At 62.1% G+C, this 15795-nt stretch carries 11 protein-coding genes; 3 read left to right on the forward strand and 8 right to left on the reverse strand.

Translation table 11 applies throughout. The annotated features are described in order from the left end of the window. Positions 1-117: 117 nt before the first annotated feature. Positions 118-1410, forward strand: coding sequence for a hypothetical protein (locus PAN31117_RS16765; RefSeq protein ID WP_150739199.1), 1293 nt, complete (start codon positions 118-120; stop codon positions 1408-1410). Positions 1411-1455: 45 nt separating this feature from the next. Here PAN31117_RS16765 and PAN31117_RS16770 read toward each other — a convergent pair whose 3' ends face one another. The 4 genes from PAN31117_RS16770 to PAN31117_RS16785 all read right to left on the reverse strand — a co-directional run bounded on the left by PAN31117_RS16770 (position 1456) and on the right by PAN31117_RS16785 (position 6187). Continuing rightward, positions 1456-2871: a hypothetical protein gene (locus tag PAN31117_RS16770; protein WP_150739200.1), complete on the reverse strand. Its 1416-nt coding sequence runs from the start codon at positions 2869-2871 to the stop codon at positions 1456-1458. Positions 2872-2877: 6 nt separating this feature from the next. Beyond that, entirely contained in the window at positions 2878-3363 is a 486-nt protein-coding gene (locus PAN31117_RS16775; protein WP_150739201.1) for a hypothetical protein, read from the reverse strand. Between the two features lie 254 nt (positions 3364-3617). Then, positions 3618-4727 carry an adenosine deaminase family protein gene (locus PAN31117_RS16780; protein ID WP_150739202.1) on the reverse strand — a complete coding sequence of 370 codons (1110 nt, stop codon included), beginning with the start codon at positions 4725-4727 and terminating at the stop codon, positions 3618-3620. A 68-nt stretch (positions 4728-4795) separates the two neighbouring features. Next, complete coding sequence (locus tag PAN31117_RS16785) at positions 4796-6187, reverse strand: NCS2 family permease (protein WP_150739203.1); 1392 nt, start codon at positions 6185-6187, stop codon at positions 4796-4798. 200 nt (positions 6188-6387) lie between these two features. Here PAN31117_RS16785 and PAN31117_RS16790 point away from each other — a divergent pair, with 200 nt between their 5' ends. Further along, a complete protein-coding gene (locus tag PAN31117_RS16790; protein ID WP_150739204.1) occupies positions 6388-7416 on the forward strand; it encodes a LysR family transcriptional regulator in 1029 nt (342 codons plus the stop codon). Positions 7417-7533: 117 nt separating this feature from the next. Here the strand turns inward: PAN31117_RS16790 and PAN31117_RS16795 are convergent, their stop codons facing one another. The 4 genes from PAN31117_RS16795 to PAN31117_RS16810 all read right to left on the reverse strand — a co-directional run bounded on the left by PAN31117_RS16795 (position 7534) and on the right by PAN31117_RS16810 (position 14447). Beyond that, on the reverse strand, positions 7534-8523 hold the full coding sequence (locus PAN31117_RS16795) for a nucleoside hydrolase (protein WP_246189150.1): 990 nt from the start codon (positions 8521-8523) through the stop codon (positions 7534-7536). A gap of 207 nt (positions 8524-8730) precedes the next feature. Next, a complete protein-coding gene (locus PAN31117_RS16800) occupies positions 8731-9852 on the reverse strand; it encodes a porin (RefSeq protein WP_150739205.1) in 1122 nt (373 codons plus the stop codon). 704 nt (positions 9853-10556) lie between these two features. Next, positions 10557-11828: a DUF445 domain-containing protein gene (locus PAN31117_RS16805; protein ID WP_150739206.1), complete on the reverse strand. Its 1272-nt coding sequence runs from the start codon at positions 11826-11828 to the stop codon at positions 10557-10559. Positions 11829-12266: 438 nt separating this feature from the next. Beyond that, positions 12267-14447 carry a malate synthase G gene (locus tag PAN31117_RS16810; RefSeq protein ID WP_150739207.1) on the reverse strand — a complete coding sequence of 727 codons (2181 nt, stop codon included), beginning with the start codon at positions 14445-14447 and terminating at the stop codon, positions 12267-12269. A gap of 439 nt (positions 14448-14886) precedes the next feature. On the opposite strand from PAN31117_RS16810, the gene pepE reads away from it, so the two are divergent. Continuing rightward, positions 14887-15600 carry a dipeptidase PepE gene (gene pepE / locus PAN31117_RS16815; protein ID WP_246189138.1) on the forward strand — a complete coding sequence of 238 codons (714 nt, stop codon included), beginning with the start codon at positions 14887-14889 and terminating at the stop codon, positions 15598-15600. Positions 15601-15795 lie beyond the last annotated feature (195 nt).

Consider the following 15795-nt stretch of genomic DNA (forward strand, 5'->3'; position numbering starts at 1 on the left):
GCTTCCGGTGCGTGCACACCGACATCGAAAACTCGCACATTAGCAGCGCGCCACGCATCGCTTTCCAACTGTCGTCGCTGGCGTCCCACAAAACCCCTTCCCTGATTTCCCGGACCTATGCCCTACGCTTACCGCCTGCGAATCTCGCAGGATGTGCCCTATCGTCCTGAATCGATCAATCCGGCAACCAAGACCGTCGCCCTTGCCGCCGCCACCGATCTCGCCCGTTTGCTTGGCAACGCGCGCCCGCTGCCCGCCTACGAGGCTGCGGTGCTCGACGCCGTCATTGCGCGCCGGACGCCCCCTTCAACGCCGCAGGCGTCGGAAGTTCCGGGCAAGGACGCCCGCTACTACTACCTCAGCCCGACCGACGTTTCGCGCATTGAGCGTCGTCCTATCGATCCGCCAGCGGCCAAGCGTTATCTCGGCTTTGATCGCGTCACGCAGTCGCTGCGACATATCGCCATCGCCGTGAACATGACGATGCGCGCGCGCTTCGATATCGATCCGCTGGAAGTTCAGGTGAGTGTGTTCGGCGGACGTATGCACATCGCGTCGAATTTTCATGCCGGGCGCATTTGCGAAGCGCTCCATCTCGCGTTGACGGACAACAGTCTGATGAGTGGCGCGCCACGGCGCCCTGCAAGCGAGGACAGACGCAACTGGGACGCCATGGTGATGTCCCGGCGCGTACGCGATATCGCCAAGTTGCGAAGCCACTACGTCGACGGTCACGGGCTGGTGCGCATGCGCGCAGCCGCACGCGCCGAAGTGACGGCGGGCATTGGCCGTCCGTCGGGGGGCGCGTTGCCGGTGGACAGTACATTGCGTCAGCTCGACGACGCTTTCGACACCCTGCGCCGTGTGTTGAAAGACGCCGCGAGCGCCACACCGACGTTCCGCGATCTTGTCGTGCACACACCAATGCAGGACGGCACGCCGACGCTCGCGTCGCTGCCGGACGACGCCACGCAAACCATGCACGCCGAGCAGTGCATCGAGTCGGCCATCGCGAAACATGTCGACGTTTGGCACCGCGAGGCCGTGGACCGGCTGGACTTGCCTGCCGACGCGCTGATCACCGTGCCGATGGCTGGCCGCTTCGTGCCGTGCACTGCGTGTGCAGAAGTCGAAGCGGAGAGTCGCACGCAAGGGGGACTGTTCGATCCGGCGAACGGCAAGTTCGTGCTCCATCGGAGCAGCCAGCGCATCGGCATGGCATTCCCCAACGAAGTTCAGCACATCGCACAATCCACATTGGCGCCGACACCGGCAGCCGCCGCACGTCGTGCACAAGCCATCGCGGATCGCTTCGTCGACGCGCCGCAATCGCTGCGCGCCTACGGTCAACCGGTTGTGCTGGATTACTCGCTCGATACAGAAAGCGAAAGCTCGGGCGACGAGTCGTGACGCCGACGGACGCAAGTGCGTCCGCCCTCCTTACCCGAGCGCCCGTTACGCGCGCACCTGCGCGCCTGCAGGCATATGACGCGCTTCGTCCTTCAACTTTGCGAGCAATTCGGCACCGAGCGCCGTATCGTTCAGGTCCGCGTACGTGGCGCGGTCGCGATAGTGAAGCATCTCCGTGCCGTCCGAAACACCGATCGATGCGGACATGATCTCGTGGTACGAGTGGTGGTTTTTGGGCGGCATGAGATTCGCCATCATCACCATGCGGGCTTCGGCGAGCGACGGCCAGTCTGAAACGTCATCCGAATAGGCGGCCATCTCACGACACTGCGCATAGTGATTCAAATAACGCAGTGTGTGTCCGCTCGGACCAGAGATGACGGGCTTGTCGTGCAAGATGGCCCCGAGCGCGAAATTGCCGATCTCCGGATCGTTGCGGTCCGATGTCCTGACCATGTTAGAGCGATCGCCGGTGCGATGCTGACGTACATGCGCGCCAATCGGGTTCAGCCACCGACCGTTGTCTTCGTCGTTGGTGTACTCCGCCGTGCTCCATGTGATGTCGAGCACGTCGTGCAGCAGACGGCGGCGCTCGCCCGGATCGCACCGGAACATATAGTTCACAACGTCCTCACCTGCGGCGAAACCGTCTTCGCGTATCACCCGGTCTACGCCGGCGTGTTCGAGGATCGTGAGGAACGTGCCTTCGCCTTCCGGATTGTGTCGCAGCGTCTCCCAACGTGATTGCATGACGTCGCGGACTCGGTCGGGCAATTGGACGGGCGATTTGATCTCGGCAATCGGTACATCGAACTCGCGCAGATTCCAAGGATGCATCGGATTCTCGGGATGCGGCGCGGCGTTGAACATATTGCGGCGGCGCTTCTTGTCCGGTGCGTTGGGGTCGTCGTAATGCGAGGCTTCGGCCTTGATCAGCGTGGCGAGCACATGGGCGTCGAGCGTGTCGCGCGAGTTCAGACATTCGTCTGCGCCGCCGATCCCGACCTGCTCGTCGATGATCTTCGCCTGCGCATTTGCGTCGAAGTCCTCGAACCGCATCGGTGCACCGGTCAACTCACGGATGCGTCGCGCGATGTCGCGAATCTCCGGGGCGTCGCACAGCGTCTGCCCAAGCTTGCGCTCGAACTCCACGCGTGCCGAGGCCTTCGTGTAGTAAGGCGCGCAATCGAAGAGATTGCGCCCCGCGTCGCTGCGCCTAAAGTCGTCGAACGCCTTGCTGTCGGGCAGCGAATCGACCGAGTCGGTGCGTGCGCGCAGCCCATGACCGAGCTTCAGCGCGGGCATGGGCTGCTCCGGTGCCAGTTGTACCTGCCGTTCCAGCACGCGATTATCGGACTCGCTTGCGATGCGGGCCCGGCGCAAAAACTGCGCACCCAGCGCCATCTCCAAAAGGTTGCCGCTGGAATGCACGCGCGCAATGTCAGACTGAACTGTCAACATAATGACTTAATAAACCTCGTTCCTTAAAAACTTAACCAGATTTCGGTATTCAGAGAAAAAATAGTTGATATGACGTTCTGCATCTGCATGCATATCGTCATATTCGATTCCCGTGAACCCGAACAATAAAATCTCCTCCTCCGCCTCTATGAAAAGCACCGGTGATGGGGTGTTATCCGAAAAGCAGTTTTCTCTTATGAGTTGAATCAGGTTTTGCCGACCGAGCATCGCCGGTGGCACATCGACACGGAAATAGACGTCGAACGTATCGACGGTTTCGTTGGCACGGAAGTAGAGCGCATCGCCGTTCTCGAGCGTGACGCCAGCGCCCGGAAGCGCTTGTGCCTGAAGGCCATGCAGGTTGAAGCGATGGGAAATGGTGTCGAGGATTCCATTCAGCCTTCGTTGAGGCATTCGCAGAATTGCCGAAGACGACTGGGAGCCGTCAGCGCGCTCCGTGCCGTGTGGCGGCGCGCGGAAAAGGGGTTGCATGATGCTGTCATCCGGTAAATGTTGTAGCCGGAATGCATTTTAATTTCTTGCTGTCACGTCGAATAGACGAGTGCGCGCATTTGGGGTGAATCATGCGAAATGATTCTGATATTTCCCGACTGTCGGATTTTCATAATCCGATTTGAAATCTTTCGACGTTCTATCGGTCGTCGGACGAATCGCGGCGCAAAAAAAGCCGCCCGAAGGCGGCTGAAGGTCGGGTGAGACCAAGGAAAAGCGTGGTCGCGGCGGTATCAGCCCGCCAACGACCGAGTCAGTGCATTTCGCGCGACATCGAAGTCTGCGGCAAACCTGCGATGCCACTCGCGTCGCGTGGCGTCGTCGATCCACGCGCCGTCGAGGCCGTTGTGCATGAATTCGCGCAGGTCGCCGAGCGAGAAGCCGAAGTGGCTGAACATCAGCTCCCAGGCTTGCGCGGGGTTGACCTTGTGCAGGGTCGGATCGTCCGTATTCGGATGGATCTTCAGGCCGAGGCCGGGCATACGACGAATCGGGTGATCCTTCGCCCAGCGCTCCGGCGTGAGCGTGCGCAGGTAGTACGAATTCGTCGGCACGACCGTGAAGACGATGCCGCGCTCGGCGCATTCGCGTGCGAAGTCCGGTGCGTCGACGATGGTGTAGCCGTGATCGATGCGGTCGCACTTGAGCAGCTCGACAGCGGTTTCGACGTTGGTCCACGGCATGCCGAATTCGCCAGCGTGAGCCGTCGTCTTGAAGCCTGCGAGCCGCGCGTTGCGATACGCCTTCCAGAACAGTTCGGGCGGACGGTCGTTCTCGCGATAGTCGATGCCGATGCCGACGACTTCGTCGGCGCGATGCGCGCGCATCCACTCGACCATCTCGACGGCTTCGCGCGGATCGGCCTCGCGGTCGATGCTTGGCACGAGACGACCGACGATGCCGTGATCGCGCTGGGCGTCACGAATGGCGGCGACGATGGCGTCCTGCGCCTTCGCGTAGGGAATGCCGGACGTACGCACGGTGCCGGTCGGGTTCCAGAAGAACTCGCTGTAGCGCACGTTGTACGCGGCGGCGTCCGCCAGATATTCGTAAGCGATGCGGTGAAGATCGTCCGGCGAGGTCAGCAGATGTTCGTCGAGCGCGCGCAACACACGCAGCACGCCCACGGGCTTTTCACCGCGCGTGTAGAAGCCGTCGATCTCGGCGCGATCGAGCGGCGCGTTCGACTTTTCGGCGAGCGCCACGAACGTGTCGTGACGCACTGCGCCGAGCAAATGGCAATGCAATTCCACCTTCGGCATCGCATGGAAGAATGTGCGATGCGCTTGCTGAATCTGCACGCCGGTGCGTGCGGCGGGCACGTGACCCGGTGTCTCTGTCATAACGTCTTGTCTTGGTGAAGTCATCGGCATGGGGGCGGCGCGACGTATGTCGTTCGCCGCCAGGTCGATCAGTGACGCCCCACAACCGTCCAGAAGTAATACGCCAGCGGCAGCGCCAGCACGTAGAGGCCCCACGGCAATTCCTTGAAGCGGCCCATCAGCGCCTTGACCAGCACGTAGCACAGCAAGCCACCGGCGATACCGGTACCGAAGCTGTTCGAGAGCAGCGTGAGCAGCACCATGGCAAGCACGGGGAACGCGTCGCTGAAATCGTCGAACGGCACATGACGGATGGTGCTGAACATCGACAGACCGATCAGGATCAGTGCGGGGGCCGTAGCTTCCTTCGGAATGGCCAGCGCCACCGGCACGAAGAAGCACACCAGCGCGAACATCACAGCGGCGGCAACCGACGTCAGACCTGTGCGCCCGCCCGCTTCCACACCAGCGGCCGACTCGACCAGCGCGGTCAGCGCGGGAATGCCCAGCAGCGCACCGCCCGTCGCGGCAATCGAATCGACGAGGAACGGGCGGTTGATGTTCTCCATGTTGCCGTGCTCGTCGAGCAAACCGGCCTTGCCGCCGACGGCGAGCGTGGTGCCCAGCGTCGAGAAGAATTCCGCCGCGAAGAAGGCGAACAGATACGGCAGTGCAGAAATCGTCAGCGCGCTCTTCAGGTCGAGCTGGAACGCCACCGGCGCAATGCTGTGCGGCAGCGAGATGAACGACTCGGGGACCTTCGTCACGCCGAGCGGTACGCCGGCGAGTGCGGCGATCAGAATCGACCAGAGGATCGCGCCCGGCACCTTGCGGCCTTGCAGCAGCACGGCGACGCCCAGGCCGATCAGCGCAACGATGGTGCCCGGCTTGCTGAAGTCGCCCAGCGCGAACGCATTCGTCTTGGCGTTGGCGATGACCATGCCCGCGTTGCGCACGCCCAGCACCGCGATGAACAATCCGATGGATGCGCCGAGGCCCAGCTTGATGGCCGTCGGAATCAAACGCGCCACGACGCTGCGTGCGCCGATCACCGTCAGCAACAGGAACAGCAGGCCGGAGAGGAACGCGATGGCGATGCCCGTCTGCCAGGCGACGTGTTCGGTGGCCGCGAGCGTGACGCCCACGATGACCGAGCCGCCGATGCCGGGGCCGACGACGAACGGCAGGTTCGCGTAGAAACCCATCAGCAACGAGAACAGCACGAACACCAGCATGACCGACGTGGTGGCCGCGCCGCGATCCATGCCCCCCGTGGCGAGCAGCGACGGAATCACCACGAGCAGATAGGCGGCCGCCAAAAATGTCGTGATACCGGCAAGTACTTCGGTGCGCACGCTGGAGCCACGTTTGCCGATGGCGAAACGGCGCTCAAGCCAGCCGCCGGGGGCGGTGACCGCATGGGATTGGCCGTGCCCGGCTGGCGCTACGCGCTCGTTGTGCTCAGGAGAAGAGGTCTGCATAAGCCAAGAATAGAAGGTCTTTGCGTGGCACTTTACGTGCGTGCGACTATAAATAAAAAATGAAATTACTTATGATTCGATAATTCGAATCTATTCTTCGCGACGCTGGCGGATGCCGGGGCTTCCCAGGGCCCACCCCGGCCGGCTGACGTCGCAAAACTGTTGTGTCCGACACACTGCTGGCACCTCTGGAGCGCGCCATGGCGACTTCGTCCCGTCGTAACGAAAACACTGCAAGCCGTGCGGGCGAGACGCCCACGTCCAAAGCGCCGGTCGCCTCCACGGCGTCGTCCACCGCTACGCCGCAGGTGCCGCCATTGCCCGCGCTGACGCTGCGGCAGGTGCAGTACTTCGTCGCCCTCGCCCACTCACGCAGCTTCACGCAGGCAGCGCAGGCGCTCTCCGTCACGCAACCGGCGCTCACGGCCGCCATCCGGCAGATCGAGTTCCTGCTCGGCGGACGTCTCTTCGAGCGCTCGGCACATCGTCTGACGCTGACCGAGGCCGGCACCACGATCCTGCCGCTCGCGGAGCGTCTGCTCAACGCCGCACGCGGTACGTTCGACGACATGACGAGCACCTTCACGCTGCAGGCGCAGACGGTGCGCATCGGTTTCATTCCGTCGGTCGCCGCCCGCCTGTTGCCGGTGCTTGGCAGCTTGCGGGACGCCCATCCGAACGTGCGCTTCGCCCTGTCCGATCTGCCGAACAGCGAACTGGTCGCGGCCCTCGCCCGAGGCGAGATCGACCTCGGTGTCGGCATTCGCGACGAAGCCGACGAGGCCGGTCATGCGGCCAACACCGAGGGCTTTCGCTGCGACGATCTGTTCGACGACGAGATCGTGCTCGTGGCGCGTCGCGACGATGCGCTCGCGTCCGCCGAGTCCGTCAGCTGGTCGCAACTCACCGAGCGCGATCTGGCTGTGTTCGTGCGCGGCAACGTCAGCGATTCGCTGCAACGCACGGGCGGGTCGCAAAACCTGCGGCTCGAACCGAAGTACCGCATGGAATACACCGAGCCGCTTTATGCGCTGGTGCGAAGCGGCCTCGCGCTGGCGATTCTGCCCAAGCTCTACACCCTGCATCTGCATGACCCCGCGCTCGTGGCGCTCGACGTCATTGCGCCGCGTGTGACGCGTACCGTCGCGCTGATGTCGCTCGTCGGCAAGGAGCGCGGCCCGCAGGTGAGTGCGTGCCGCGACTGGATTGCGCGACATCTGGCGACGTGAATCGACGGCGCTGCACGTGCGTCCATCCTCGGGCCACACGTACAAACACGGCGGCCGATCTGTTCGATGGGCCGCCGCGTTTGCTTGCTTCTACCGCCGTCTTGCGATGCCGCCCGATCAAGGCAGACGCGAAATGCGCTCAAGCAGCGTAGCGTAGAAGCGGTCGGCGTCGATATCGGTGAGCCACAGCGCATTCACCGGACGCTTCGTGCGACCGTTCCAGTCCACTACCGTCTCACCCAGCGTGAGTTGGCCCGTCGTCTCCACGGCCACGTTCACGCGACGGCCGCCATACATCGTTGGGTCGATCAGATAGCCGATGGTGCACGGGTCGTACATCGGAGCTTCGTCCACGCCACGGCGGCGCTTCTGATACGCCAGCGCGGCGTTGAAAATGTCGCCAACGATCGGGCCGCAGCGATTTTTCAGCGCATGGAACGGGGCAACGCGCTCCGGCGTAATCAGCGTCTTCAGGCTGACGTCGCGCGGCACGATGGTCACGGGCACGCCTGCGCCGAGCACGATGCTCGCGGCTTCCGGGTCGACAAAGATGTTGAACTCTGCTGCCGGCGTGTAGTTGCCGCGTTCGAACCACGCACCGCCCATCAACACGATTTCACGGATGGCCTTCGCGCCTTCGGGCGCGGCCGTCAGTGCCGTGGCGATGTTGGTGAGCGGGCCGATGGCGACGAGCGTGATGCTGCCGGGTGCCGCCGCGCGCAGCGTGTCGATCAGATAAGTGACGGCATGCTGCGGTGCGAGCGGCGCACGCGGGTCATGCAACGGCGCACCTTCGAGACCCGAGCGACCCATCACGTTCGCCACCGTCACCAGCTCACGCATGAGCGGCTTCGGACAACCGGCGTACACCGGCAGCGTTTTGGTCTTGCCAGCCCAGTCGCGCACGATACGCGCGTTGCGCTCGGTCAGGCTCAAAGGCACGTTGCCGCCGACGACGGTCAGCGCCTTGAGATCGATCTGGTCACTTGCGCCCAATGCCATCAGGATCGCGACGGCGTCGTCCTGACCCGGATCGCAGTCGATGATCACCGTACGACGCGGCGAGCCTTCCGCCGTGAGCGGCGACGCGCCTTCGGTCTTCGTCATTTGCGCGAAGGCGCTGCCGGTCATCGTCGCACCGACCGTCGCCATCGATGCGACCAGCGACGTGCGCAGGAAGCTGCGGCGGCTGCGCTGGTGGCTTTCGATGGTCTCGTTACCCGTGCTACCCGCACCGTTCAGTTCGGTCATTGTCGTCATGTTGTCGAACCCGCTTGAATCAGAGAGATTGGATCGTAGCGCTTGTCAGGCGAATCAGAACGTGTGACGCATGCCCAGCGTCACGGCCATCTGACGCTTGGTGCTCGACGCGGCGTAGCCGAAGAGCTGCGCGTACTTGGCGTCGCCAGCGGCTTGCTGTGCGTTGAGCGTAAGTGCGACGTCCGTGCGCTTGGACAGCCAGTAGTCGGCTTGCAGGTTGACCTGATGCCATTGCGGACGCGTATTGATCACATCGTACTTGCCGGACGTAAAGCCGTACGCCGCGCCCAGCACCAGCGCCGGGGTGACGTTGTAGTTCAGCGTCAGGTTGTAGTTCTGGAGATGCAGGTGCGAGTTGTCGATGTACGTGTAGCGCACGTCCGAGAACATGGCGCCGATGAGTGCCGGGCCCCAGCGGTAGAAACCGCCCGTGGCGAAGATGCGTTGCTGGTTCGCGAAGACGTTCGCAGGCGTAGCGCTCTTCGAGAAAATCAGCAGCGGGCTGGCGTAGTCGTTGGCAATGGCGCCATCGTTGTTGGTGCCACTGTACGGATTGTTGTACTGCGCGTAGGCAGCGTTCCAGTCGAAGTCGCCGTACTTGTAGCCGAGACCGAAGCTGTAGGCGTTGTTGTTGCGGAAGCCCGTGGCCGAGTTCGAGAAGCCGTATTGCGCCGTGCCGTGGAAGCCACCGACCGTCGGGCTGACCCACTTCACCGAGTTCTGCATACGCAGGTCGTTGTAGCCGTTGTCGTTATCGCCGATGTTCACGCCGTTGCTCGAAATGATGATCGGGCCGACATAGTCGTGAATGGTGTCGTACTGGCGGCCCAGCGTGAACGTGCCCCACGTCTTGTCCGAAAGACCGACGAACGATTGGCGACCGAACGCACGGCCGTTCTGCGCACCCGTGCCGTTCACGATGCTGAAACCGGCTTCGAGCGTGAAGATGGCCTTGGTGCCGTTACCGAGGTCTTCCGACCCACGGAAGCCCCAGCGCGGATTCTGGTTGGTGCCCGAGAGTGCCTGCCAGTTCTTGCTGCCGCCTTGATTACTCACATACCCCACGCCGCCCGAGATCAGGCCGTAAATCGTGACGTTGCTTTGTGCGTGTGCGGCGGTGGCGGCGACGCCGATGGCGGCGGCAAAGCCCAGACGGGCCAGAATCGTGGTCTTCATGAGGTGTGCTTCTCTAAGGTCTAAGTCCGCGCGCTTGCGAGAGTTGGCGCGATTCGGACCGAACTATAGGGAAGGGTCTTGTATAAATATAATTTTGATTTTTTATATATCGATAAATTTAATCGATATTAGTGCCGCGGCCGCGCCAGGGCTTGGCGGGCAGGGAGGATGCCCCAAAACGGGGCCGTCCGCCGGGCGTTGCGTGCGGCAGACACTCGTACGAATTGCCCTGGGGCCGTACCAACTAACGGTGGCGTTTGTACAAGAGGAGGGCGAAAACGCAGCGGGGCAAGAGCGGATCCTGCAAGTTTCTCAAGCGCGAGGGGACCACGACAGGCCCGTGCGTTGGCGTTCAAAGGAACGGCGACCACGTCGCGACTTCGACAGATTTCGTGATGCTTCGCGGTCGCTCTCCGAAACCCAATCTCGTTAGGCGCATCAACATGGAATCGATTCTGATTCTTATGCGGCGGCGCAGACCGAAACAGGCTTTGAGCCGTTGGAATCCGCACTGTCTGGTCACGTCCACGGAAAAGACGTCGTCATGGTGCTTGGGGATGGCGGAGTGAGAGTTGCTGAAAGCGATTTGCTTAAAGGAATGCAGGCGGTTTTGTCTGCGAAGCACATCTTTGGCAATCGATAGATTGTCTTCATCGGAGGGGGCAAAGACAAAGGCGGATCGCTTGCGTCGGACGATCCCGGCATCACCGGTTTAGCAACACAGGCGCCTGTGCTATCAGATACAGCACGGCGCCGATCAACCCGCCGACAAGGGTGCCGTTGATGCGGATGTACTGAAGGTCTTGCCCCACACTCAGCCGGATCTGCTGTGACAGGTGTTCTGCGTTCCAGCCATGCACGGTCGCCCGGATGTGGTCCGTTACAAAGTCGGCAAAGCCCGGGGCCATGCGCTCGGCAGCATCTCTGAGTTGCGCGTCGAGCGCCTTTCGCAATGACTCACTGCGCGCGAGTTCCTGACCGATCCACGCTGCTGCCCCCGTGATTTTCGCGCCGATCACCGAATCTTCTTTCGCGAGATCCTGCTTCACCCAACTGCGCCATTCGCTCCACAGACCACCCACGTAGGCATTCAGTGCGGTATCGCCCTTCAACTGCGTCTTGAAGCCGTCGAGCTTCGCCTGAAATTCGGCGTCGTGTTTCAGCCGCTCGATCAGCCCGGTCACTGCGCGGTCGAACGCCTGACGCAACTGATGCGACTCGTCAGCTTCCATCTGCGCAAGCAGCCGTGTCACGGCCGCCGAGATCATGTCGGATCCCTTGTTGCCGATCCACTCCGAAGGCAACACCTTTTCCTTTTTCGGATGATCGGATTTGAGCCAGTCGACGATACGCGCCGAAATGAATTCGCGCGTTTGCGGCTCGTTGAGCAATTCGACGAGATAGTCGAGTGTCTCGTCGAGCAATGCCTGATGACGGCCGTCGCGCGTGAGGGTGTCGAGAATCGCCGCGGCCGATTGCGAGAGATCGAGGCGATCGATCATTGTGTCGAGCGCGCGGCGGATGAAGGCCTGCACGTTGCGCTCGTCCATCACGTCGAGCACACCGCTCGTCACCTTCACCAGCACGGCGCTCAATTGACGCGTGTTCTCGTAGGAACCGAGCCAGCGCGTGAGCGCATCGGCGGGATTCTGTTGCTCGATGAGGCGCACGACGGACGGCGTGTCGAGAAACTTCTCGCGTACGAAGCGGGCGAGCCCGTCGCCGAGGGCGTCTTTCTTGCGGATGAGGATGTTCGTATGTCGCGCGAGGCCCGGAATCGGAATGCGCCGGAACAGCGCTTCGACCGCGAACCAGTCTGCCAGTCCGCCGACCATCGCCGCTTCGGCCGCCGCGCGAATCCAACCTGTGAGGAAATGCACCGGCATGAAAAGCGTGGCGATGAAAATCGCCAGTGCGACGAGAAGGAACGACAGCGCGCGCCGTTCGGCGCGTTGCAGGGCGATGGCGGGGTCCATGCGTAGCGAGCTTTCGAGTGGACGGGGATGTCTGACAAACACCTGGCAAGACTACCTCATTCCGCGATCGACTTCGATACGATGCGAAAAGTGGAAGTCTGTGCGTCGACACTGCGTGCACGATGACTGCCGTGCGATATCGGTTTTCCGTTCGATGGGCACTGCATCGGTTCGCCCCGGGCGACCCGCCGACTTCTCGCTACCACGAGTGAACAGGTCATTCTGCGTTCATCTACCACTCCCTTCGGAAAGAAGACCTCCTTTGTTCTCGCCCGCTGCAGGAGCGCGTTCTTGCAGCGACCGACACCTCGTCGACGTAACTCACGACATCACGACATCACGACGTAAACGCGAAACGGCACATTCGTCATGTGCCGTTTCGCTGGGTATCGCCCTATGGGGTGAAACCCGGACCCGCGCCTGAGCCGCGCTATGTGCTTACCCGCGCTGCTTTGCCTTCAGTTCAAGACGGTACTTGTGCAGCAGCGGCTCGGTGTAGCCGTTCGGTTGCGTCAGACCTTCGAACACCAGCGCGCTTGCGGCCTTGAATGCCAGCGAGTTGTCGAAGTTGCCCGCCATCGGCACGTACTGCTTATCACCGGCGTTCTGTTTGTCGACGACGGCGGCCATGCGCTTCATCGTCTCTTCGACCTGTTCGCGCGTGATCACGCCGTGACGCAGCCAGTTCGCCAGATGCTGGCTCGAAATTCGCAGCGTTGCGCGGTCTTCCATCAGGCCGACGTCGTTGATGTCCGGCACCTTCGAGCAACCCACGCCCTGATCGATCCAGCGAACGACGTAACCGAGAATGCCCTGAGCGTTGTTCTCGATCTCCTTGCGGATTTCCTCTGCGCTCCACTCCGCCTTGGCCACGACCGGCACCGTCAGCAGACCGGTGAGCAGCGCGTCGCGCTCCTTCGCGTAATCGATCTTTTCGAGTTCTTGCTGAACAGCTTGCACGTCGACCACGTGGTAATGCAGTGCGTGCAGCGTCGCGGCGGTCGGCGACGGTACCCAGGCGGTGTTCGCCCCGGCTTTCGGATGCGCGATCTTCTGTTCGAGCATGGCGTGCATCAGGTCCGGCATGGCCCACATGCCCTTGCCGATCTGTGCGCGACCACGCAGGCCCGCAGCCAGACCCACGAGCACGTTGCTCTTCTCGTACGCAGTGATCCAGGCCGACGACTTCATGTCGCCCTTGCGCATCATCGGACCGGCTTCCATCGCGGTGTGCATTTCGTCGCCCGTGCGATCGAGGAAGCCCGTGTTGATGAACGCCACACGTGCGGCAGCCGCTGCGATACAGGCCGAGAGGTTCACGCTGGTGCGGCGCTCTTCGTCCATGATGCCCATCTTGAGCGTGTTGCGCGGCAGGCTGTACAGGTCTTCGACGCGACCGAACAGCTCGTCGGCGAACGCGACTTCGGCCGGACCGTGCATCTTCGGCTTGACGATGTAGATCGAGCCGGTGCGCGAGTTCAGGCGATGCTTGCGGTCGTGCAGCGAGGCGAGCACGGTCACCACGCCGTCGAGAATGCCTTCCGGAATCTCGTGGCCTTCGCGGTCGGTGATGGCGGGGTTCGTCATCAGATGGCCGACGTTGCGGATGAACAGCAGCGAGCGGCCATGCAGCTTGAGCGGCTTGCCGTCGGCGCCGGTGTACTCGCGGTCGGCGTTCAGGCGACGCGTGAAGGTTTTGCCGCCTTTGGCGACTTCTTCCGTCAGCGTGCCTTGCATCAGGCCGAGCCAGTTGCGATAGAGGTCGACCTTGTCGTCGGCGTCTACGGCGGCCACCGAGTCTTCGCAGTCGATGATGGTCGTCACGGCGGCTTCGACCAGCACGTCCTTGATATGGGCGGCATCGGTCTTGCCGATCGGGTGATTCGCGTCGAACTGGATTTCGAAGTGCAGGCCGTTGTGCTTGATCAGCACGGCGGTCGGCTTCGCAGCGTCACCTTGATGACCGGCAAACAGCGCCGGCGTTGCGAGCGTCGTCTTGCCGCTCTTGGTCGTCACGACGAGCTTGCCGTTCTCGACAGCGTAGCCGGTGGCGTCCTTATGCGAGCCTTCGGCCAGCGGAGCGGCCTGATCGAGGAAGCCGCGCGCGAAGGCGATCACGAGTTCGCCGCGCTTCGGGTTGTAGCCGGTGCCCTTCTCTGCGCCGCCCGTCTCGGGGATGGCGTCGGTGCCGTACAGCGCGTCGTACAGGCTGCCCCAGCGCGCGTTGGCGGCATTCAGGGCGTAGCGGGCGTTGGAGAGAGGCACCACGAGCTGCGGGCCAGCTTGTTCGGCGATTTCGTAGTCGACTTCGGCCGTCGTGGCCTTCACGCTTGCCGGGGCGGGCAGCAGATAGCCGATCTTTTCGAGGAAGGCGCGGTAGGCGGCAGCGTCGGCAATCGGACCCGGGTTGGCGCGGTGCCAGCCGTCGAGTTCGCCTTGCAGGCGGTCGCGCTCGGCGAGCAGCGCGCGGTTCTTCGGGGCGAGGTCATGGACGATGGCGTCGAAGCCTTTCCAGAACGCGTCGACATCGACACCGGTGCCCGGCAGGGCTTCCTTTTCGATGAACGCGATCAGATTGTCTGCGACCGTCAGGCCGCCACGCTTGGAAGTGGAAGTCATGATGCTGTACTCGAGTTTGAAAACCAGGTTGACGCGACTCCGTCCGGCCGCTTGCCGGTGCGCCGCCGCTTTTTGCGACGGTCACATCGTCAGGAGAACGGACGTTATGGGGCAATCGGGGTCAGTCTTATATAAGAGTCTGAGTGTAATCCTTCTCTGGTCACTCGGAAACCCGGTATTTCGCGTCCTTGCACCCGCCCGGCTTATAGGTGGGATAAGGGTTTGCGTATGACATCGACGCCATAAGGCTTTGCCGACGATGCCCGATTTTTCGTGTGCAGTTGCAGCATTCGGTATGGCGTTTCACTTTATGAGAAATCAAGGGGTGACGTCGAGAATGCGGCGTAGCGTTTCCTTTCGATATGAATTTGATCGTTGGTGCGACGGGTACACTCGATGTTTCCCCCAAAAAGACCATCTGCCCAGGAGGCATGAAGTCGTGAAACAGATCTTGATGATGAGCAGCTCGCGCAAGGGCGTGTCGGGCTATCTGGAACATGCAGAGGATCAGGTGCACGCGGTGCTCAAAGGTCGCGCGAAGCGGGTGCTGTTCGTGCCGTACGCGGGTGGCATCACGTTCAGTTTCGACGAGTACGAATCGCGCGTGAAGCCGTCGTTCGAGCGATTCGGTTACGAGCTGACGTCGATCCATCATCACAAGGATGCACGGGCGGCGGTGGAGCAGGCTGAAGCGGTCGTCGTCGGCGGTGGCAATACGTTCGTGTTGCTCGACCGGATGTACAACGCGGGCATCGTGGGATTGCTGCGTGAGCGGCTGAACGCAGGTATGCCGTATGTGGGATGGAGCGCGGGGGCGAACGTGGTGTGCCCGACCATCCGCACGACAAACGACATGCCGATCGTGGAGCCGCCGACGCTCAAGGCGCTGGGCGTGGTGCCGTTTCAGGTGAACCCGCACTTCATCAGTGGCAAGCCGTCGGGACATAACGGCGAGTCGCGCGAGGAGCGCCTGGCGGAGTATCTGGCGATCAATCCGGACGAAAGCGTGGTCGCGATTCCGGAAGGCGTGGCGTTGCACGTGCACGGCGACAATGCGACGGTCCTCGGCGAATTCGACGCGCTGCATTTCCGCCAGGGCGGTGCCGTCGAGAATATCGCTACTGGCAGTACGTTTGCGTTGGCGTCGATTTGAGTTTTTAGGGGCGACGTTGCGTCGCTCATATTGACGTATGACTCACGCATGACTGAGTCATACGTAAATTCCTAAACATGACTTTTGGTCCTTAATCGAGGCGCACACACGAATTTGTACAGGCAGAATGCCGAGTCAAATTTCGGATGCGCTTTCCCCCCGGAGCGCGTGGAGCATTGATGGCGATGGATTTCT

Source organism: Pandoraea anapnoica, assembly GCF_902459765.1.
GTDB lineage: Bacteria > Pseudomonadota > Gammaproteobacteria > Burkholderiales > Burkholderiaceae > Pandoraea > Pandoraea anapnoica.

Excerpts from the sequence above, each read along its gene's own strand:
- PAN31117_RS16765 (WP_150739199.1), top strand. The coding sequence starts at position 118 with ATGCCCTACGCTTACCGCCTGCGAATCTCGCAGGATGTGCCCTATCGT.
- PAN31117_RS16770 (WP_150739200.1), bottom strand. The coding sequence starts at position 2,871 with ATGTTGACAGTTCAGTCTGACATTGCGCGCGTGCATTCCAGCGGCAAC.
- PAN31117_RS16775 (WP_150739201.1), bottom strand. The coding sequence starts at position 3,363 with ATGCAACCCCTTTTCCGCGCGCCGCCACACGGCACGGAGCGCGCTGAC.
- PAN31117_RS16780 (WP_150739202.1), bottom strand. The coding sequence starts at position 4,727 with ATGACAGAGACACCGGGTCACGTGCCCGCCGCACGCACCGGCGTGCAG.
- PAN31117_RS16785 (WP_150739203.1), bottom strand. The coding sequence starts at position 6,187 with ATGCAGACCTCTTCTCCTGAGCACAACGAGCGCGTAGCGCCAGCCGGG.
- PAN31117_RS16790 (WP_150739204.1), top strand. The coding sequence starts at position 6,388 with ATGGCGACTTCGTCCCGTCGTAACGAAAACACTGCAAGCCGTGCGGGC.
- PAN31117_RS16795 (WP_246189150.1), bottom strand. The coding sequence starts at position 8,523 with ATGACGAAGACCGAAGGCGCGTCGCCGCTCACGGCGGAAGGCTCGCCG.
- PAN31117_RS16800 (WP_150739205.1), bottom strand. The coding sequence starts at position 9,852 with ATGAAGACCACGATTCTGGCCCGTCTGGGCTTTGCCGCCGCCATCGGC.
- PAN31117_RS16805 (WP_150739206.1), bottom strand. The coding sequence starts at position 11,828 with ATGGACCCCGCCATCGCCCTGCAACGCGCCGAACGGCGCGCGCTGTCG.
- PAN31117_RS16810 (WP_150739207.1), bottom strand. The coding sequence starts at position 14,447 with ATGACTTCCACTTCCAAGCGTGGCGGCCTGACGGTCGCAGACAATCTG.